The sequence below is a fragment of the Solimonas fluminis genome (assembly GCF_002930645.1).
In the GTDB taxonomy this organism is placed as follows: Bacteria; Pseudomonadota; Gammaproteobacteria; order Nevskiales; family Nevskiaceae; genus Solimonas_A; species Solimonas_A fluminis.
In genome coordinates, this window is record NZ_PSNW01000018.1 from 15,130 (window position 1) to 35,937 (window position 20,808).

The 20,808-nt window shown below is 68.7% G+C and carries 17 protein-coding genes; all 17 read left to right on the forward strand.

Annotated elements, in window-relative coordinates; all coding sequences use genetic code 11:
- Positions 1–38 precede the first annotated feature (38 nt).
- The 17 genes from mtnA (at position 39) to C3942_RS21120 (ending at position 20,808) form a co-directional block, all read left to right on the forward strand.
- Positions 39–1,040, forward strand: coding sequence for an S-methyl-5-thioribose-1-phosphate isomerase (gene mtnA, locus C3942_RS21040; RefSeq protein ID WP_104232341.1), 1,002 nt, complete (start codon positions 39–41; stop codon positions 1,038–1,040).
- An 80-nt stretch (positions 1,041–1,120) separates the two neighbouring features.
- Positions 1,121–1,516 (forward strand): DUF2946 family protein, encoded by a 396-nt coding sequence (locus C3942_RS21045; protein WP_104232342.1) that lies wholly within the window; start codon positions 1,121–1,123, stop codon positions 1,514–1,516.
- A gap of 83 nt (positions 1,517–1,599) precedes the next feature.
- The gene (locus C3942_RS21050) at positions 1,600–3,693 is read left to right on the forward strand and encodes a TonB-dependent receptor family protein (protein ID WP_104232343.1); all 2,094 of its coding nucleotides are present in this window, start codon (positions 1,600–1,602) and stop codon (positions 3,691–3,693) included.
- Positions 3,693–5,024, forward strand: a complete 1,332-nt coding sequence (locus C3942_RS21055; protein ID WP_104232344.1) for a PepSY domain-containing protein — start codon at positions 3,693–3,695, stop codon at positions 5,022–5,024. The genes C3942_RS21050 and C3942_RS21055 overlap by 1 nt, the downstream gene beginning before the upstream one ends.
- Before the next feature lie 151 nt (positions 5,025–5,175).
- A complete protein-coding gene (gene gyrA / locus C3942_RS21060) occupies positions 5,176–7,902 on the forward strand; it encodes a DNA gyrase subunit A (RefSeq protein WP_104232345.1) in 2,727 nt (908 codons plus the stop codon).
- Positions 7,903–8,041: 139 nt separating this feature from the next.
- Entirely contained in the window at positions 8,042–9,685 is a 1,644-nt protein-coding gene (gene ybaL / locus C3942_RS21065; RefSeq protein WP_104232346.1) for a YbaL family putative K(+) efflux transporter, read from the forward strand.
- Positions 9,686–9,854: 169 nt separating this feature from the next.
- Positions 9,855–10,106, forward strand: a complete 252-nt coding sequence (locus tag C3942_RS21070) for a ribbon-helix-helix domain-containing protein (RefSeq protein WP_104232347.1) — start codon at positions 9,855–9,857, stop codon at positions 10,104–10,106.
- Positions 10,103–10,501, forward strand: coding sequence for a PIN domain-containing protein (locus C3942_RS21075; protein WP_104232348.1), 399 nt, complete (start codon positions 10,103–10,105; stop codon positions 10,499–10,501). Before C3942_RS21070 ends, C3942_RS21075 begins: the two co-directional genes overlap by 4 nt.
- A gap of 241 nt (positions 10,502–10,742) precedes the next feature.
- Entirely contained in the window at positions 10,743–11,825 is a 1,083-nt protein-coding gene (serC, locus tag C3942_RS21080; protein ID WP_104232349.1) for a 3-phosphoserine/phosphohydroxythreonine transaminase, read from the forward strand.
- Between the two features lie 138 nt (positions 11,826–11,963).
- The gene (locus C3942_RS21085; RefSeq protein WP_104232350.1) at positions 11,964–13,139 is read left to right on the forward strand and encodes a phosphoglycerate dehydrogenase; all 1,176 of its coding nucleotides are present in this window, start codon (positions 11,964–11,966) and stop codon (positions 13,137–13,139) included.
- A gap of 97 nt (positions 13,140–13,236) precedes the next feature.
- The gene (gene pheA / locus C3942_RS21090; RefSeq protein WP_104232351.1) at positions 13,237–14,322 is read left to right on the forward strand and encodes a prephenate dehydratase; all 1,086 of its coding nucleotides are present in this window, start codon (positions 13,237–13,239) and stop codon (positions 14,320–14,322) included.
- Between the two features lie 19 nt (positions 14,323–14,341).
- Positions 14,342–15,475, forward strand: coding sequence for a histidinol-phosphate transaminase (gene hisC, locus C3942_RS21095; RefSeq protein ID WP_104232352.1), 1,134 nt, complete (start codon positions 14,342–14,344; stop codon positions 15,473–15,475).
- Positions 15,472–16,365, forward strand: a complete 894-nt coding sequence (locus tag C3942_RS21100) for a prephenate dehydrogenase (protein WP_104232353.1) — start codon at positions 15,472–15,474, stop codon at positions 16,363–16,365. Before hisC ends, C3942_RS21100 begins: the two co-directional genes overlap by 4 nt.
- Positions 16,366–16,373: 8 nt before the next feature.
- A complete protein-coding gene (gene aroA / locus C3942_RS21105) occupies positions 16,374–17,690 on the forward strand; it encodes a 3-phosphoshikimate 1-carboxyvinyltransferase (protein WP_114409791.1) in 1,317 nt (438 codons plus the stop codon).
- A gap of 6 nt (positions 17,691–17,696) precedes the next feature.
- Positions 17,697–18,398, forward strand: coding sequence for a (d)CMP kinase (cmk, locus tag C3942_RS21110; protein ID WP_104232355.1), 702 nt, complete (start codon positions 17,697–17,699; stop codon positions 18,396–18,398).
- A gap of 104 nt (positions 18,399–18,502) precedes the next feature.
- Positions 18,503–20,185: a 30S ribosomal protein S1 gene (gene rpsA, locus C3942_RS21115; RefSeq protein WP_104232356.1), complete on the forward strand. Its 1,683-nt coding sequence runs from the start codon at positions 18,503–18,505 to the stop codon at positions 20,183–20,185.
- Between the two features lie 272 nt (positions 20,186–20,457).
- On the forward strand, positions 20,458–20,808 hold the full coding sequence (locus C3942_RS21120; protein ID WP_104232357.1) for an integration host factor subunit beta: 351 nt from the start codon (positions 20,458–20,460) through the stop codon (positions 20,806–20,808).

Below are 20,808 nucleotides of genomic sequence, written 5' to 3' on the forward strand. Positions count from 1 at the left end.
AATCGCCGCCCATTCTACCTTGCCAGCGGAGCCTTCCGATGTCCGGTGCCGTACTTCCCATCGTCTGGGCCGACCCGGTCCTGCGCCTGCTGGACCAGCGCGTCCTGCCGCACGAGCTGTCCTATCTCGACTGCCAGAGTGCAGAGGACGTGGCCAGCGCGATCCATGGCATGGCCGTGCGCGGGGCGCCGGCGATCGGCATCGCCGCGGCCTATGGCCTGGTGCTGGCCGTGCGCCGCGATCCCCAGTCCTTCGACGCGGCCTTCCGGGTGCTGGGCGACTCGCGGCCGACCGCGGTGAACCTGCGCTGGGCGCTGGAGCGGATGCGCGAGGTCTGGCGCCGCCGCCCGGATGCCGCTGCGCTGCTGGCGGAGGCCATCGCCATCCACGAGGAAGACCTGGCGCAGAACCTGAAGATCGGCCGCTACGGCGCCGAGCTGCTGGGGCAGGGCGCCAAGGTGGTCACCCATTGCAATACCGGCGCGCTCGCCACCGGCGGCCATGGCACTGCGCTGGGCGTGATCCGCAGCGCCTGGGCCGCCGGCCACCTGGCACAGGTCTTCAACACCGAGACCCGCCCCTGGCTGCAGGGCGCGCGCCTCACAGCCTGGGAGCTGCACGAGGAGGGCATTCCCGCCAAGCTGGTGGCCGACGGCGCCGTGGCCCACCTGATGACGCGCGAGAAGATCGACTGGGTGATCGTGGGCGCCGACCGCATCGCCGCCAACGGCGATACCGCCAACAAGATCGGCACCTATGCCCTGGCCGTGGCGGCCAGGCGCCATGGCGTGAAGTTCATGGTGGCCGCGCCCAGCGGCACCTTCGACCTGTCCTGTCCGAGCGGACAGGCGATTCCCATCGAGGAGCGCACCCCGCGCGAGCTGACCGAGTTCCGCGGCGAGCCGGTGGCGCCCCTGGGCTACGATGCCTTCAACCCGGTGTTCGACGTCACCCCGGCCGAGCTGATCGACGCCATCGTCTGCGAACGCGGCGTGATCAGCCCGGTGAGCGAGGCGGCGATCCGCAAGCTGCTGTCCTGATTCCCGGGGCGGCTGCATAAGCTAGGAATAATTGTCCCAGGCCGCTGCGGGGCCCGGTTTCTGGCCTACAATCGCCGGCCATGACCGCCGACACCGCCCCCAGCCTGCACCAGCTGCGCGCCCCGCGCCGCTACCTGCTGCTGTGGCTGTTGCTGGCGGCGCTGTTCGCCCGCGGCCTGGTGGCCCCGGGCTTCATGCCGCAGTTCGGTGCCGGCGGCGTCGGCATCGTGCTGTGTACGCCGCAGGGTCCCAAGACGCTGTGGCAGGCCGGCGACGCCATCGGCGGCGGCCAGCATGCCGGCGGCGAGCACTGCGCCTTCGGGCTCGCGCTGGGCATGGCAGCGGCCACCGGTCCTGCAACGGCGGCACTGGCGCTGGCCGCCGCATCCGTCTCTGTCTCCGTCCAGCCACAGCCAGCCATCGTTTCCTGGCGGGAGCGCGGAACCTCCGCCCGCGGGCCTCCCTCCTATTCCTGAAGTCGACCCTGCTGCCGCGGTCCCTGCGCCGCGGAACCCCGACTCATGCGGCCGTCCGTGGCCGTGTTCCAGGAGTGATCGAGATGTCCCTGCCTTGCCCGCAAGCCCGGCCGCTGGCCGCGCTCGCCTTGCTGCTTCCCCTTGCCGTATCCGCCCATGAAGTATCCGAGCCGGGCAGCGTCACGCTGGAACCGGTGATCGTCACCGGCGAGCGCGCCGGCTCGCCCACCGCGCCCAGCGTGCGCGAGGCCCATGACCGCATCGAACAGACGCCGGGCGGGGTCGACCTGGTTTCCAGCGAGGAGTTCCAGGACCGCTACGCCGTCAACCTGCGCGACATGCTGCGCGATACCCCGGGCGTGTTCGCCCAGACCCGCTTCGCCGAGGAAGTCCGCATTTCCATCCGCGGTTCCGGCCTGAGCCGCAGCAACCACCTGCGCGGCATCCTGCTGCTGCAGGACGGCGTGCCGGTGAACCTGCCGGACGGCTTCGGCGACTTCCAGGAGGTGGATCCGCTGAACCTGCGCTACGTCGAGGTCTACAAGGGCGGCAACGGCCTGCGCTACGGCAGCTCCGCCCTGGGCGGTGCCATCAACGTGGCGACGCCCACCGGCCGCACCGCCGCGCAGCAGAACCTGCTGCGCCTGGAAGGCGGCAGCTTCGGCAGCTTCCGCGAGCATGCCGCGGTGGCACGTGCCGGCGACAAGTGGGACGTCTACGCCGGCGTCACCGCCAGCCAGTCCGACGGCTTCCGCGACCAGAGCAACACCGACAACCGCCGCTTCAACGGCAACGTCGGCTACCGCCTCGGCGACGGCGCCGAGACGCGCTTCTACCTCAACGTCAACGACATCAACCAGGAGATCCCGGGAACCCTCGGCTACGACGCGGCGCTGAAGGATCCGGACAGCGTGCTGCCCATGGCCAACAGCTTCGATACCGGCCGCAATATCGAGTCCACGCGCCTGGCCAACCGCAGTAGCCTGCCGTTGGCCGGCGGGCAGCTGGAGGTCGGCGGCTACTGGTTCCGCAAGAAGCTGTTCCATCCCATCACCGGCATCGTCGTCGACCAGCAGGGCGACTTCTTCGGCGCCTTCGCGCAATGGGCCGGCGAAGGTGTGCTGCTGGGCCGGCGCAACGAGCTGACGCTGGGCAGCCGCGTCGGCGCCGGTCACAACGATGCGCGCGTCTTCACCAATGCCGCCGGGCGGCGCGGCACGCAGACCGGCAATGCCGACGAGGAAGCGTCCGAGTACAACCTCTACGCCGAGAACCGCCTGTGGCTGACGCCGTCCCTGGCGCTGGTCGGCGGCCTGCAGGGCGTGCTGGCGGTGCGCGACTTCCAGGACCACGTCAACCCGGCCGAGTCCGCGGACCGCGAATACAAGGGGCTCAACCCCAAGCTCGGCCTGCTGTTCACGCTGGCCGAGCACGCGCAATGGTTCGCCAACCTCAGCCGCAGCTACGAGCCGCCGATCTTCTCCGACCTGAACCAGAACGCCCCGGCAGGCTGCTCCAGCACCGTCGGCGGCTTTGCCGACCTGGAGGCGCAGAAGGCCTGGACCGCTGAGCTGGGCACGCGCGGCACGCAGGGCCGCTGGGCCTGGGACCTGTCGCTCTACCGCGCCGAGCTGCGCGACGAGGTGCTGCAGCAGGCCTGTTCGCCGACCACGTCGATCCAGTTCAACGCCGACAAGACGGTCCACCAGGGCGTCGAGGCCGGCCTGGCCTACAAGCTGCTCAGGGACTTCGCGCGGGCCGGCGATTCGCTGACGCTGCAGCAGGTCTACAACTACGCGGATTTCCATTTCGACGGCGACGCGCAGTACGGCAGCAACCGCCTGGCCGGCCAGCCGCGCCACTACTACATCGCCGAACTGCGCTATGAGCACCCGGCGGGGTTCCATGTCGAGGCCGGCATCGAGCGTTCGCCCTCGGGCCTGACGGTGGATTACGCCAACACGCAGGAGACCCCGGGCTACACCACCTGGAACCTCGGCGGCGGCGTGGACCTGCCGCATGGCGTCAGCCTGTTCATCGAGGGGCGCAACCTGTCCGACGAGCGCTACATCAGCAGCGTCTCCGCCACCACCAACTACAGCACGGCGACCAGCCGCAACATCTTCTACCCCGGTGAGGGGCGGGCGGTGTACGGCGGACTGCGCTGGGCCTGGTGATGCTGGCCAGGCTGACGCGCTGGCACCGGCGGCTGTCGCTGCTGGCCGGTGTCGCGCTGCTGCTGTGGGCCTCCTCGGGCCTGCTGCATCCGCTGATGGCCTGGACCAATCCCCGGCCGGCCGCCTTCGCGCCGCCGGTCGGGGAGCCGCTGGCGCTGCCGGCGCAGCCGCCCCCGGCGCTGGCCGCGGAGCCCGCCGGCATCGTGCGCCTTCTGTCGCAGGGCGGGAGGACGCTGTGGCAGCTTGCTTCGCCCGACCGGCAGCAGCTGCGCTATGTCGATGCGCGGACCGGCGAGGAACTGCCGGACGCCGATCGGGTGCGCGCCGTGCAGCTGGCGCGCCACTACACCGGCCTGCAGGCGGAGCCGCTCGGCGAAGTCCGGCACATTCTCGCGTTCGATCGGGAGTATCCGGCGGTGAACCGCCTGCTGCCGGTATGGCGCGTGGAATTCACCGATGAGCGCGGCCTGACGGCCTACGTCCATACCGGGGAGGACCGCCTGGCTTCGCTGACCGACCGGCGCAAGCGTGTTCTCCTGGCCTTGTTCCAGACCGTGCACACCCTGGATTTCCTGGAGGGCGTGGAAGGCCTGCGGCTGGGCCTGGTCCTGGCGGCGGTCGGCAGCGTGCTGGCGGCGGCGATGCTGGGCATCGGCCTGCTGCTGGGCCGGCGCGGCCGTCCCGGCGCCCCCGCCTTGCGGCGCCGGCACCGGCTGCTGGCCTGGGCGGCCTGGCTGCCGGTGCTGATGTTCTCGGTCAGCGGCCTGTTCCACCTGCTGCGGCTGTCGCCGCTGTTGCAGGAGACGCCGCCGGCCGTCTCCCGGTCGGTGCGGGGGGCGCTGGCCTGGCCGGCGGAACTGGAGGGGGCCCGGTCGCTGACCCTGCTGCCGCTGGGGCAGGGCGCGGCGGTCTGGCGTGCCCGCTTCGGCCCGCAGAGCCTGGCGTTGTACGACGCCCGCAGCGGCGCCCGCCTGGCGGGCGGCGATGCGGAGCTGGCGCGGCGGCTGGCCGGGGTGGGCGCGGCCGGGACCGCCGCCTTGCAGGCCGGGTTCTCCGCCGAGTACGGATTCGCCAACAAGCGCCTGCCGGTCTGGCGCGTGGAGCAGCCGCAGGGGCTGGCCTTCGTCGATACCGCGTTCGGGCAGTTGGCGGCGCAGGTGAGGCCGCTGGACGTGGCCGAGCAGTGGACGTTCTCCAGCCTGCACAAATGGCAGCTGCTGGATTTCCTGGGCAAGGCCTGGCGCGATGCCGTGCTCAGCGCGGGGGCCCTGCTGGGCCTGCTGGCGGCCCTGTTCGGGCTGGCCATCCGCCTGCGGCGCCAGGGCCGCTAGGGCGGGGCATTTGTGCGGTTTTCGGGCCTGCGGGCAGGGTGCGGATCGCCCCTGTCCGCGGACCCTATGCACCCCCGGTTTATGTTAGAATCTATCGACAAATTCCTAGACATAAATCGCGGCTCCGCGCAAGGCGGACGCAGGCTCGCATATGACTGATTTTGCTAAAGAAGTTCTGTCGGTAAATCTGGAAGACGAAATGCGCCGGAGTTACCTCGATTACGCCATGAGCGTGATCGTGGGCCGCGCCCTGCCGGATGCCCGCGACGGCCTCAAGCCGGTGCATCGCCGCTCGCTGTACGCGATGCATGAGCAGAACAACGACTACAACAAGCCCTTCAAGAAGTCGGCGCGCATCGTCGGTGACGTGATGGGTAAGTACCATCCGCACGGCGACAGCGCGATCTACGACACGATCGTGCGCATGGCGCAGCCCTTCTCGCTGCGCTACCTGCTGGTGGATGGACAGGGCAACTTCGGTTCGGTGGACGGCGACGCTCCGGCGGCGATGCGCTACACCGAAATCCGCATGACGCGCATCGCGCACGAGCTGCTGGCCGACATCGACAAGGAAACCGTCGATTTCCAGCCGAACTACGACGGCTCCGAAAGCGAGCCGACGGTGCTGCCCACCAAGATCCCGAACCTGCTGGTCAACGGCAGCTCCGGCATCGCCGTGGGCATGGCCACCAACATCCCGCCGCACAATCTCTCCGAGGTGATCGACGGCTGCGTCGCGTTGATCGACAACCCCGAACTGGAAGTGCGCGACCTGATGCGCCACATCCCCGCGCCGGACTTCCCGACGCGCGGCCTGATCCTGGACGCCCACGGCCTGGTCGACGCCTACAGCACCGGTCGCGGCCGCATCGTCATCCGTGCGCGCACGCATTTCGAGGACATCGGCAACGACAAGCAGGCGATCATCACCACCGAGTTGCCCTACCAGGTCAACAAGGCGCGCCTGCTCGAGCGCATCGCCGAGCTGGTCAAGGAAAAGAAGATCGAAGGCATCACCGAGCTGCGCGACGAGTCCGACAAGGACGGCACGCGCATGGTGATCGAGCTGCGCCGCGGCGAGAACGCCGAGGTGGTGCTCAACAACCTGTACCAGCAGACCCAGCTGCAGATCGTGTTCAGCCTGAACATGGTGGCGCTGGAGGGCGGACAGCCCAAGCTGCTGTCGCTCAAGGCGCTGCTCGAGATCTTCATCCGCCATCGCCGCGAGGTGGTGACCCGCCGCACCCGCTACCTGCTGCGCAAGGCGCGCGAGCGCGCCCATGTGCTGGAAGGCCTGGCCGTGGCGCTGGCCAACATCGACGAGATCATCGAGCTGATCCGCCGCAGCCCCAGCCCCGCGGAAGCCAAGGCCGGCCTGATGGGCCGTGCCTGGAAACCGGGCCCGGTGACCGCCATGCTCGAGCGCGCCGGTTCCACGGCCTCGCGCCCGGAAGACCTGGCGGCCGAGTTCGGCATCGTCGACGGCGGCTACCGCCTGTCCGAGGCCCAGGCCCAGGCGATCCTGGACCTGCGGCTGCACCGCCTGACCGGGCTGGAGCAGGACAAGATCCACGGCGAGTTCCGCGAGTTGCTGGAGTCGATCCTGGACTACCTCGACATCCTCGGCTCCGAGACGCGCCTGCTGTCGGTGATCCGCGGCGAGCTGCTGGAGGTCAAGGAAGCCTACGGCGACGAGCGCCGCACCGAGATCACCAATGCTGCGCTGAACATCGCGCACGAGGACCTGATCGCGCCGCAGGACATGGTGGTGACGCTCTCGCACGAGGGCTACGTCAAGACCGTGGCCATGGACGAGTACCAGGCGCAGCGCCGCGGCGGCCGGGGCAAGCTGGCGGCGTCCACCAAGGATGAGGACTTCGTCGACCGCCTGTGGGTGGCGCACTCGCATGACACGCTGCTGTGCTTCTCCAGCGCCGGCAAGTGCTACAAGCTGCGCGTGTTCGAGCTGCCTTCCGGCTCTCGCGGGTCGCGCGGCAAGCCCTTCAACAACCTGCTGCCGCTGGAAGCCGGCGAGAAGATCAACGCGGTGCTGCCGGTCGAATCCTTCGGCAGCGTCTCCGCCGAAGCGGAACAGCCGGAGGGCGAGGGCCGCTACATCTTCATGGCCACGCGCCGCGGCACCGTGAAGAAGACCCCGCTCTCGGCTTTCGCCAACGTGCGCAGCAACGGCCTCATCGCCGTGGACCTGCGGGTCGACGACGAACTGGTCGGCGTGGCGCTGACCTCCGGCCAGGACGACATCATCCTGATCTCCGATTCCGGTCGCGCGATCCGCTTCAACGAGGGCGACGTGCGCTCGATGGGCCGCGGTGCCACCGGCGTGCGCGGCATGCGCCTGCTCAAGGCCTTCGCCGGCTCCGAGGAGGAGGGCGACGACGCCGCGGCTGCCGCCGACGCCGACGATGCGGCCGACGAGGCCGCCGACGGCGGCGAGGGCGCGCGCGTGATCGCGCTGATCGTGCCCGAGACCGGCGACATTCTGACCGTGTCGGAGTTCGGCTTCGGCAAGCGCACGCCGATCGACCAGTTCCCCAAGCGCGGCCGCGGCGGCCAGGGCGTCATCGGCCAGGCGCTGACCGAGAAGACCGGCCGCCTGATCGGCGCCGTGACCGTGGACGACCGTCACGAGCTGATGCTGATCTCCGAGTCCGGCAACCTGATCCGCACACGGGCCTCGGAAGTCCGCATCGCCGGCCGCAACACGCAGGGCGTGCGCATCATGCGCCCGGTGGATGGCGACCGCCTGGTGGGCGTGGACCGCTACGTGGCCGAGGACGACGAAGTCGTCGCGGCTCTGCCGGACGGCGCCTCCGCGCCGGAGGCGTCGCCCGACGCGCCCGCCGACGCGGGCGAGTAAAGCGGTCCTGTGAAACCGGCACCGAACTTGGTGCCGGTTTTGCGATCAGAGGGAGCAGGGGCGGCGCCCGACGGGCTCCGACGAATCCAGCGGGCTCCGGGCGATCCCCGGGGCTCCACCTAAACAAGGGACCCATGCTGTGCCGCACCATACGCCCCTGATCGCCACTATCGTCATGGGTCTGGTACTGGCCTTCGTGTTCGGTGCCCTGGCCAACCGCCTGCGCCTGCCGCCGCTGGCCGGTTACCTGCTCGCCGGCATCGTCGTGGGGCCCTTCACGCCGGGCTTCGTCGCCGATCCCGGACTGGCCACCGAGCTGGCGGAGATCGGCGTGATCCTGCTGATGTTCGGCGTCGGCCTGCATTTCTCGCTGGACGACCTGATGGCGGTCAAGCGCATCGCCATTCCCGGCGCCATCGTGCAGATGGCCGTGGCGACGCTGCTGGGCATCGCTCTGGCCTGGGCCGTGGGCTGGCCGCTGGGCCAGGGCTTCGTCTTCGGCCTGGCCTTGTCGGTCGCCAGTACGGTGGTGCTACTGCGCGCCCTGGAAGAGAGACGCCAGATCGAGACCACGCGCGGGCGCATCGCGGTCGGCTGGCTGATCGTCGAGGACCTGGCGATGGTGCTGGCACTGGTGCTGCTGCCGGCCCTTGCCGGCGTGCTCGGCGGCCAGGCCGAGGCCTCGCCGAGCGGCGGCGAAACCAGCGTGCTCGGCGCGATCCTGCTGACCCTGGCCAAGGTGGCCGGATTCGTCGCCTTCATGCTGATCGTCGGGCGCCGGCTGATTCCGGGCGTGCTGCACGTCATTGCACGCACCGGCTCCAAGGAATTGTTTCGTCTTGCGGTGCTGGCGGTGGCCCTGGGTGTGGCCTTCGGCTCCGCGCAACTGTTCGGCGTGTCCTTCGCGCTCGGAGCCTTCTTCGCCGGCATGGTGCTCAGCGAATCGGAGCTGAGCTCGGAAGCGGCCCAGGAAACCCTGCCGCTGCGCGATGCCTTCGCCGTGCTGTTCTTCGTGTCCGTGGGCATGCTGTTCAACCCGAACATCCTGCTCGCCCAGCCCTGGCTGGTGCTGGCCGCCTTCCTGATCATCGTGCTGGGCAAGTCCGTTGCCGCCATGCTGATCGTGCTGGCCTTCAGGTATCCCCGCGGCACCGCGCTGACCATTGCCGCGAGCCTCGCGCAGATCGGCGAGTTCTCCTTCATCCTGGCCACGCTGGGCGTGGACCTGGGCCTGCTGACCGAGCAGGCGCGCGACGTGATCCTGGCCGGCGCGATCTTCTCGATCATCGCCAACCCCTTCTTCTTCATCGTCTCGGACCGCCTCGAGCGGCGCTGGGGCCAGGTGCGCGCGGTCGGCGCCTTCACGCCGGTCATTTCCGACCACGTGGTGCTGGTCGGCTACGGCCGCGTCGGCAGCGCCGTGGTCGAGTCGCTGCAGGCGCAGGGACAGACCTTCCTGGTGATCGAGGAGAACGACGAGCGGGTGCAGCGCCTGCGCGAGGCGGGCATCCCGGTGCTGGTCGGCAATGCCGCGCATCCGGCCACCCTCAAGGCCGCGCAGCTGACCAAGGCTCGGACCCTGATCCTGGCCGTGCCCAATGCCTTCGAGGCCGGGCAGGTGATCCAGCAGGCGAGGGAGGTGCAACCCGAGCTGCCGATCTATGCTCGCGCCCACTCCGACGCCGAGGTGGACTACCTGCGAAAGCGCGGCGCCAGCTTCATCGTCATGGGCGAGCGCGAGATTGCCCGCAGCATGGTGGAGCAGCTGCAGCTGCCGGCTTAGGGGGCTCAGCCCGGGCCGGCGCGGGAGGTCTTCAAGCCGGCCAAAGCCGGCTCCCGTCCCGGCGATGATCACTCCCCGCCTCCGGATACCAGCCTTCGCGGGTATGGCCATGGCCGGATCAGGTTTGCATCATTGACTAACATGTCCTGTTAGGTGATATACTAAGTCCATGAATTTCAGCGTCCATTTCGACGATGCCACGGTAGATCGCCTCAACAAGGCGGTCGAGCGGGCGGGCGTCACGCGCAACCGCCTGATTTCCATGGCGGTGCAGGAATGGCTGGCGCGGAACGAGGAAAAGGACTGGCCGGAGACCCTGCTGGCGCATTTCCGCAACCCGGCTCCGGAACTGGCGCAGGACACCCTGGATTTCCAGGCCTGGCGCGAGCATCTTGGCGGCCCGGCGGAACCGCGCTGGTGAAGTACCTGCTGGACGCCAACGTGATCGCGGGCGCCATCAAGGGCCGCCTGCCGGTGGTGCTGAAGCTGTCGCAGCTCAAGCCCAGCGACATCGCGGTGGCGGCGGTGAGCCGCATGGAGGCCGAGGCGGCGCTGAGGGCGCAGCCGAGGGCCCAGGCGCGCTACGCCAAGCTGCTGAAGGAATTCCTTGCCAACGTGAAGGTGATCGCCTTCGACGCGGCGGAAACCCAGCAGGCGGTGACGCTGGCGGCCTATGCGCAGCAGATGGACGAGAAGATCGGCGCCTACGACCTGCTGGTGGCGGCCACGGCGCTGTCCCACCAGCTGGTGCTGGTGACGGACCGGCCGCAGGCGTTTGCGAGCGTGCCGAATCTCGATGTGGAGAAGTGGGCCTGACCGGGAATTGACCGAGTGCCCTGCATGGCACTCGGTCCCGGGCAGGCAGCCGGCCAAGGATGGCCGGCCCAGGGCTCAATCGGGAACTGAAGTCTCGCCATGGATGGCTGTAACGGATGTTGTTGTGGGAGCGACGCAAGTCGCGATCTGCCCGAAAAGATCGCGAATTGCGTTGCTTCCGCCAAAGAATGCACGGTATAGCAGTAAAGAACAGTTATCCATCATTGCCCAGGACTCAGACATGAAAAGAATCGTGAATTTCAGCGCCGGCCCCGCGACCCTCCCGCTGGCCGTCCTCGAGCAGGTGCAGGCTGAGCTGCTGGACTGGCGCGGCTCGGGCATGTCGGTCATGGAAATGTCGCACCGCGACAAGGAATTCATGAGCATCGCCCAGGACGCCGAGAAGGACCTGCGCGAGATCGCGGGCATTCCGGCCAACTACAAGGTGCTGTTCCTGCAGGGCGGCGCCACCGGCCAGTTCACGTTCCTGCCGATGAACCTGCTGCGCGGCAAGACCGGCTTCGACTACGTGCTCACCGGCGACTGGGGCAAGAAGGCCGCCAAGGAAGCGGGCAAGTACGGCAAGGTCAACATCGCCGCCAGCAGCGAGGCCGACAAGTTCACCCGCATCCCGGACGTGAAGACCTGGAAGCTGGACCCGAACGCCGCCTATGTGCACATCACGCCCAACGAGACCATCCACGGCGTCGAGTTCCACCAGGAGCCGGAGACCAACGGCGTGCCGCTGGTGGCCGACATGTCGTCGAACATCCTGTCGCGTCCCATCGACATTTCGAAGTACGGCCTGATCTATGCCGGCGCGCAGAAGAACATCGGCCCCTCGGGCATCACCATCGTGATCGTGCGCGAGGACCTGATCGGCCAGGCCGTGCCGAGCACCCCGGGCATCTTCGACTACAAGCAGATGGCCGACAACGAGTCGATGCTGAACACGCCGCCCTGCTTCTCGTGGTACGTGTCGGGCCTGGTGTTCAAGTGGATCAAGGAGAACGGCGGCCTGGCCGGCATCGGCGAGCGCAACGCCCGCAAGGCCGCGGCGCTGTACGACTACATCGACAGCCAGGATTTCTACCGCAACCCGGTGGCCAAGGCCGACCGCTCGCGCATGAACATCCCGTTCACGCTGGCCAACGCCGAGCTGGATGCCGACTTCCTGAAGGGCGCCAAGGCCGCCGGCCTGTCGGGTCTCAAGGGTCACCGCTCGGTGGGTGGCATGCGCGCCAGCATCTACAACGCGATGACGCAGGAAGGCGTCAACGCGCTGATCGAATACATGAAGGAATTCGCCCGTACCAAGGGGTAAGCCGGAATCAGCCGGGTGCCTGGAATGGGCGCTCGGCCCGGCTTGCCGCCCGGCCATGGATGGCCGGGCCGGGGCCGGGAAAAGTCAATTAATGTCGCGGCATGGATGCCTGTCGCCGAAATCTAAAGGAATTCACCCATGTTCAAGGTCCAGACCCTCAACAACATCTCCGTCCACGGCCTCGAGCGCCTGCCGCGCGAGCGCTACGAAGTCGCCTCCGAGATCTCCAGCCCCGACGCCGTGCTGGTGCGCTCGGCCGACATGCACAAGCTGGACATCCCGGCCTCGGTGAAGGCCATCGGCCGCGCCGGTGCCGGCACCAACAACATCCCGGTGGCCGCCCTGTCCAAGCGCGGCGTCGCGGTGTTCAACGCCCCGGGCGCCAATTCCAACGCCGTGAAGGAGCTGGTGCTGGCCGGCATGTTCCTGGCCGCCCGCAACATCCCGCAGTCCCTGGACTTCGTGAAGAAGCTCGAAGGTGACGACAAGGCCATGCACGTCGCGGTCGAGGACGGCAAGAAGAAGTTCGTCGGCTTCGAGCTGCCGGGCCGCACCCTGGGCGTGATCGGCCTGGGGGCCATCGGCGTCAAGGTGGCCAATGCCGCCCTGGAGCTGGGCATGACGGTCTACGGCTACGACCCCGCCATGACGGTGCAGAACGCCTGGCAGCTGAACTCCGGCGTGCGCCAGGCCCTGTCGGTGGACGACCTGGTCTCCAAGAGCCAGTTCATCTCGGTGCACGTGCCGCTGCTGGATGCCACCCGCGGCCTGATCAACGCCGAGCGACTGAAGCTGATGCCGAAGAAGGGAGTGATCCTGAACTTCGCCCGCGAAGCCATCGTCGACGAGAAGGCCGTGATCGAGTCCCTGGACGCCGGCGGCCTGCATGCCTACGTCTGCGACTTCCCCAGCAACGCCCTCAAGGGCCACCCGCGCGTCATCGCCACCCCGCACCTGGGCGCCAGCACCGGCGAAGCCGAGGACAACTGCGCCGTGATGGTGGCCGACCAGCTGCGCGAGTTCCTGGAACTGGGCAACGTGCGCAACTCGGTGAACTTCCCCGAGGCCGTCATGGCCCTGCTGCCGGGCAAGACCCGCCTGTGCATCGTCAACGAGAACGTGCCGAACATGGTCGGCCAGATCTCCACGACCCTGGCCAAGCGCAACCTCAACATCGCCGACCTGCTCAACAAGTCGCGCGGCGACCTGGCCTACACCATCGTGGACGTCGATTCCGGCTGCGCCCAGGACGTGGTGGAGGAGATCCAGGCCATCCAGGGCGTGCTGTCGGTGCGCTGCATCCCGGCCCGCTGAGGCCCGTCGAGGCCCCGGGGCCTGGTAGCGTTAACAGGCCCTAGGGGACGGAACAGGGAGCGCGTACAATCGCGCTCCCTGTTTTCATTTGGCAGCCATGAACAACGAACTGGCCCAGGCCCGCATCCGGATCGACGCGCTGGACGAGCAGATCCAGACGCTGATCTCCCAGCGCGCGCGCATCGCCCAGGAAGTCGCCCATATCAAGGAACGGATGGGCGACAGCACCGGCAACCACTACCGCCCGTCCCGCGAGGCGGAGGTGCTGCGCCGCGCCATGGAGCGCAACACCGGCCCGCTGACCGACGAGACGGTGGCGCGCCTGATGCGCGAGATCATGTCGGCCTGCCTGTCGCTGGAGTCGCCGCTGAAGATCGCCTACCTGGGGCCCGAGGGGACCTATACCCAGGCGGCGGTGCAGAAGCACTTCGGCGACAGCGTCACGGCGCGCCCGGCGGCCGCCATCGACGAGATCTTCCGCGACGTGGAGACGGGCAATGCCGACTACGGCGTGGTCCCGGTGGAGAACTCCCTGGGCGGCATCGTCAGCCATACGCTGGACGAACTCGCCCAGACCACGCTGCGCATCTGCGGCGAGGTGACCCTGCCGATCCACCATTGCCTGCTGTCCACCGAGACCTCGGTGGAGGCGATCCGCCACATCTACTCGCACCAGCAGTCCTTCGCGCAGTGCCGCAAGTGGCTGGATGCGCGCCTGCCCCGGGCCGAGAAGGAAACCGTGGCCAGCAACGCCCAGGCGGTGCTGATCGCCCGGGAGAAGGGCGGGGCGGCCATCGCCGGCCAGCAGGCCGCCAAGCTCTACGGCATGAACATCCTGGCCTCGAACATCGAGGACGACCCCAACAACACCACGCGCTTCCTGATCATCGGCAAGCACGACCCTTCGCCCACCGGCGACGACGTCACCTCCGTGGTGCTGACGGCCCAGCGCAATACGCCGGGGGCGCTGTTCAAGCTGCTGCAGCCCTTCGCCCGCGAGAACATCGACCTGACGCGCATCGAGTCGCGGCCGGTCAAGGGCGCGGCGGTGCGCGACTACTATTTCTTCATCGACTTCCGCGGCCACGCGCTGGATCCGCGCATCGAATCGGTGCTGGGAGAGGTCCGTGCGGCCGCCGCCTATTTCAAGGTGCTCGGGTCCTACCCGACCGCCCCCTTCTGAGTCCGCCCCGAGAGCGACCGTGACCTCACCCCTGCTGAAAAACGCCGCCACCGGCGTGCTGAGCCTGGAGGCCTATGCCCCGGGCATGCCGCTGGAAGAACTGCAGCGCCGCCTCGGCATCGCCGACGCGATCAAGCTGGCTTCCAACGAGAACCCGCTGGGCCCCAGCCCGGCGGTGAAGGCGGCCATCGCCGACTCGGTGGCCGGCGGCAACCTGGCCTTGTATCCGGACGGCGGCGGCTTCCGCCTGAAGAAGGCCATCGGCGCCTTCCGCGGCATCGCGCCCGAGCGCGTCACCCTGGGCAACGGTTCCAACGACATCATCGAGCTGCTGGGCCGCGTGTTCCTGGGCCCCGGCCGGGCGGCGCTGTTCTCGCAGCATGCCTTCGCGGTCTACCCGATCATCACCCAGGCGCAGGGCGCGCGCGCCGTGGTGGTGCCGGCGCGCGCCGCCGACGATGCCCAGCCCCTGGGCCATGACATGCCGGCCTTCGCTGCGGCCCTGAAGGCCAATCCCGACGTGTCGCTGGTATTCATCGCCAACCCCAACAATCCCACCGGCACCTGGTTGTCGCCGGCGGAGATCGAGGCCTTCATCCGCCAGGTACCCGCGCATGTGGTGGTGGCCCTGGACCTGGCCTATGACGAGTACATGGAGCCGGCCCTGCGCAGCCCCTCGCGCGAGTGGCTGGAGCAGTATCCGAACCTGGTGCTGTTCCACACCTTCTCCAAGGCCTATGGCCTGGCCGGCCTGCGCGTGGGCTACTCGCTGTCCAGCCCCGAGCTGGCGGACCTGCTGAACCGCGTGCGCCAGCCCTTCAACAACAACAGCCTGGCCCTGCTGGCGGCGGAGGCCGCGCTGGGCGATCCGGCGCACGTCGCCCGCTCGGTGGAGCTGAACAACCGCGAGCGCGGGCGCCTCACGGCGACGCTGCGCGGCATGGGCCTGACCGTGCTGCCCTCGCAGGCCAATTTCATCGCCGTGGGCTTCGGCCGCGACGCGGCGCCGATCAACCAGGCGCTGATGCAGCGCGGCGTGATCGTGCGCCCGGTGGCCTCGTACCAGATGCCGCAGTTCCTGCGCTTCAGCATCGGCACGGAAGCCGAGAACGACCGCCTGGTGGCGGCCCTGAAGGAGATCCTGGCGTCGTGAGCGTGCAGCGACTCGCCGTCATCGGGCTCGGCCTCATCGGCGGCTCGTTCGCGCGCGCCGTGCGCAAGGCCGGTGCCGTGCGCGAGGTGGTGGGCTACGACGCCGACCCGGCGCGCGTTGCCGCGGCCCTGGAGTTGGGCGTGGCCACGGTCGCCGCCGCCTCGCTCGAGGAGGCCGTGCGCGAGGCCGACGTGGTGCTGCTGTCGGTGCCGGTGCTGCAGACCCGCGAGGTGCTGTCGCAGCTCGCCTCCTACCTGCGCCCGGATGCGATCCTCACCGACGTGGGCAGCACCAAGGTCTCGGTGGAGCAGGACGTCGCCGCCGTGTTCGGCGCGCTGCCCGCCCGCTTCGTCGGCGGCCACCCGGTGGCCGGCAACGAGAAGAGCGGGGTGGAGGCTTCCTTCGCCGAGCTGTTCCAGGGGCGCCGCTGCATCCTGACGCCGCACGCGCACCAGGACCCGGCCGCCCTGGCCACGGTCCGCGGCCTCTGGGAGGCGGCCGGCAGCCTGGTCTGCGAGATGAGCGCCGAGCACCACGACGAGGTGCTGGCCGCAACCAGCCACCTGCCGCATGTGCTGGCCTTCGCCCTGGTGGATTTCCTCAACACCCTGGATTCGCGCAAGGAAATCTTCGCCTACGCCGCCGGCGGCTTCCGCGACTTCACCCGCATCGCCTCCAGCAGCCCGAAGATGTGGCAGGACATCACCCGGGCCAACCGCTCGGCGGTGCTGGGTGCGCTGGACGGCTACCTAGGCGAGTTGCACAAGCTGCGCGATGCCATCACGCAGGATGATGGCCCCGCCATCCTCGAGATCTACACCCGCGCCCGCGATGCCCGCGAACGCTACCTGGAACTGGTCGAAAGACCGGCCGCCGCGAAGAAACCATGAGTTCTGCCATCGAGTTCCTGGACCTGGCGCCGATCCGCTCGGCGCGCGGCCGGATGCGCCTGCCCGGCTCCAAGAGCGTGTCGATCCGCGCGCTGCTGCTGGCGGCATTGTCGGAAGGCGAGACGCGGCTGACGGGCCTGCTCGACTCCGACGACACGCGCGTGATGCGCGAGGCGCTGAAGGCCTGCGGCGTGCCGCTGGAGGACCTCGGCGAGGCCGGCTGGCGCGTGCGCGGCGCCGCGCGCCTGCCGCGGCGCGAGGCCGACATCTTCGTCGGCAATTCGGGCCTTTCGATCCGTACGCTGGTGGCGGTGCTGGCCTTCATGGACGGCCGCTACCGCCTGTCCGGCATCCCGCGCATGCACGAGCGGCCGATCGGCGACCTGGTCGATGCCCTGCGCCCGCTGGGCGCACGCATCGGCTACCAGCAGAAGGAGGGTTTCCCGCCGCTGCTGATCGAGCCGGCCCGGGCGCGCGCGGCGCAGCCGGTGCGCGTGCGCGGTGACGCCTCCAGCCAGTTCCTGACCGGCATCCTGCAGTCCGCCCCGCTGCTGGCGCAGGAGCGCGAGCTGGTGGTGGAGGTAGAGGGCGAGCTGATCTCCAGGCCCTACATCGACCTGAGCATCGCCCTGATGCGCCGCTTCGGCGTCGAGGTCCAGCGCGGCACGACGGCTGCCGGCACGCCGCGCTTCACGGTGGCGGCCGGCTCCCGCTATCGCGCACCGGGCGCGTTCGCCGTCGAGGGTGATGCCTCCTCCGCGTCCTATTTCCTGGCACTCGGCGCACTGGCCGGCGGGCCGGTGCGCGTGCAGGGCATGGGTAGCGCCAGCCTGCAGGGGGACGTGCGCTTCGCCGAGGTCATGTCTGCGATGGGCGCCGAGGTTTCGCAGGGCGAGGACTGGACCGAGGTGCGTTCACCCGGGCTGGCGTCCGGCTTCCGCCCGAAGGCCATCGACGCCGACTTCAACCATATCCCCGACGCGGCGATGACCGTGGCGGTGGTGGCGCTGTTCGCCGACGGCCCCAGCCTGCTGCGCAACATCGGCAGCTGGCGCGTGAAGGAAACCGACCGCATCGCCGCCATGGCGGCCGAGCTGGCCAAGCTCGGTGCCGCCGTGGAAGCCGGCCCCGACTGGCTGCGCGTCACGCCGCCCGCGGCGCTGCGCACCGCGGCCATCGACACCTACGACGACCACCGCATCGCGATGAGCTTCTCGCTGGCGGCCTGCGGCGGCATCCCCGTGCGCATCAACGATCCGGGCTGCGTCGCCAAGACTTTCCCCGATTACTTTGCGCGGCTTGCCGCGCTGACCACCTCCGGCTGAACCGATATGTCGTCCCGCAACTCCCCAGACTCTCCCGTGCCGGTCATCACCGTCGACGGCCCCAGCGGCGTCGGCAAGGGCCTGGTCACGCGCTGGCTGAGCCAGCGCCTGGGCGGCTGGCACCGCCTGGACAGCGGTGCGCTGTACCGCATCCTGGCCCTGGCGGCCCAGAGGGCAGGGGTGCCGGACAGCGACGGCCCCGCCGTGGCGGCGCTGGTGCCGGGCCTGCGCATCGAGTTCACCGGCGATACCGAGCAGGACGAGGCGATCCTGGTCGACGGCGAAAACTGGGCCGATACCGTGCGGGCCGAGACCTCCGGGGCCCTGGCCTCCCGCATCGCCGCCCTGCCGGAAGTCCGCGCCGCCCTGCTGCAGCTGCAGAAAGACTTCCGCCGGGCGCCGGGCCTGATCGCCGACGGCCGCGACATGGGGACCGTGGTCTTCCCGGATGCCCCCCTCAAGATCTTCATGGATGCCAGCCCCGACGAAAGGGCCGCCCGGCGCTACAAGCAGTTGAGCGATAAGGGAATACCTGCTACGCTCGACAGTCTCTGCGAAGAGATTCGCGCCCGCGACGCGCGCGACCGCAACCGTCCCATCGCCCCGCTCAAGCCGGCCGAAGGGGCCGAAGTGGTTGATACAACGGGACTTTCCCCTGCCGAAGTGCTCGGAAAAGTGGAAACCCTGCTGCGTCGCATCGGGCTCTGATCTCCCCGCAGACCGCCGGTCCACAGGAAGTGGGCCGTTTTTCATTTACCAGGACCGCTCGCAGGGACGCGGCGGATGTTCAACCTCCAACCGAGTGTTTTGTAATGAGCGAAAGTTTTGCTGAGTTGTTCGAGGCCAGCCTCAAGGGCGGCCAGTCCATGCAGTCGGGCACCATCGTCAATGCCAAGGTGCTGGCTGTTAAGCCGGATGTCGTGATCGTCGACGCGGGCCTCAAGTCCGAAGGCGTGATCCCCATCCAGGAATTCATGATCGACGGCGAGATCAAGGTCGCGGCCGGCGATGACGTGGAAGTGGCGCTGGAGACCGTCGAGGACGGCTTCGGCGAGACGAAGTTCTCCAAGGAGAAGGCCGAGCGGATCAAGACCTGGGAGCGCCTGGCGAAGGCCTTCGAGGGCAAGGAAACCGTCATCGGCATCATCACGGGCAAGGTCAAGGGCGGTTTCACGGTCGACATCGGCACCGTGCGCGCCTTCCTCCCCGGTTCGCTGGTGGATGTCCGCCCGGTGCGCGACACCTCCTACCTCGAGGGCAAGCCGCTCGAGTTCAAGGTCATCAAGCTCGACAAGCTGCGCAACAACGTCGTCGTCTCGCGCCGCGAAGTGCTCGAGGCCGAGTACAGCGCCGAGCGTGACACCCTCCTGGCCAACCTGCAGGAAGGCGTGGTCCTCCGCGGCGTGGTCAAGAACCTGGTCGAGTACGGCGCGTTCGTCGACCTCGGCGGCATCGACGGCCTGCTGCACATCACCGACATGACGTGGAAGCGCGTCAAGGATCCGGCCGAAGTCGTCACCGTCGGCCAGGAAATCGAAGTCAAGGTCCTCAAGTACGACCGCGAGCGTCGCCGCGTCAGCCTCGGCCTCAAGCAGCTGGGCGCCGATCCGTGGATGGACATCGAGCGTCGCTACCCCGAGAAGACCCGCCTGTTCGGCAAGGTCACCAACATCACCGACTACGGTTCGTTCGTCGAGATCGAGCCGGGCGTCGAGGGCCTGGTCCACGTGTCCGAGATGGACTGGACCAACAAGAACGTCAACCCGGGCAAGGTCGTGCAGGTCGGCGACGAGGTCGAGGTCATGATCCTCGACATCGACGGCGAGCGCCGCCGCATCTCGCTGGGCATGAAGCAGTGCCGCCCGAACCCCTGGGAAGAGTTCGCCCAGAACCACCAGAAGGGCGACCGCGTGCGCGGTGCCATCAAGTCGATCACCGACTTCGGCATCTTCATCGGCCTGGACGGCGGCATCGACGGCCTGGTGCACCTCTCCGACCTCGACTGGAACGAAGCCGGCGAAACCGCCGTGCGCCGCTACCAGAAGGGCCAGGAGCTGGATGCCGTGGTTCTGGCCATCGACGCGGCCCGCGAGCGCATCTCGCTGGGCGTCAAGCAGGTCCAGCAGGATCCGCTGTCGCAGTTCATCGCCGACACCCCGAAGGGCACCGTCGTCAAGGGCCTGGTGAAGACGGTCGACGCGCGCGGCGCCTTCATCGACCTGGGCAACGGCGTCGAGGGCTACATCCGTGCCAACGACCTGGCCCGCGAGCGCGTCGAGGACGCGACCAAGGTGCTCAAGGAAGGCGACACGCTGGAATCGCGCTTCGTCGGCGTGGATCGCAAGAACCGCATCGTGCAGCTGTCCGTCCGCGAGAAGGAAATCCAGGAAGAGCAGGAGGTCATGGCGGAGTACGGCAGCCGCAACGCCAGCACCGGCCGCACCAGCCTGGGCGACCTGCTCAAGGAACAGATCGGCGGCGGCAACGACCGCTAAGCTGTCCCTCGCAGCACCCGGAAAAGGGGCCGCCATGCGGCCCCTTTTCTTTTTGGCACGGGGCCTGTCCCGAACCGCTCTCTGCGCAGGGCGGCGGAGCGATGGGCGAGGCCTTCCGCGGCTCCCGCGGCCTGCCGATGCCGGCGGGCTCCACGAAACCTCCCACCCGGCCCCTCTCCAGCGGGGCGGGAGAGGGGAGTGGAAACGGGACTCTTGCATGCCCTGTTTTTTTTCTATAAGGTTCAATCAATTAGAACGAATCCATGAGCCCTATGACCAAATCCGAACTGATCGAGCGGCTGGCTTCCAAGCAGACCCACCTGATGCAGAAGGATGTGGAGCTGGCGGTCAAACTGGTGCTGGACCAGATCAGCATGGCGCTGGCCAAGGATGACCGCGTGGAAATCCGTGGCTTCGGCAGCTTTGCCCTGCATCACCGGCCGGCGCGCGTCGGGCGCAATCCCAAGACCGGCGAGCCGGTGGAGATCCCGCCGAAGCGCGTGCCGCACTTCAAGCCGGGCAAGGAGATGCGCGAGCGCGTCAACGCCAATGCGCAGGCCGAGGCTGAAGCCGCGGCGGCTGCGGCGAAGGCCGCCCAGGCGGCCGCCGACGGCCAGGGCTGA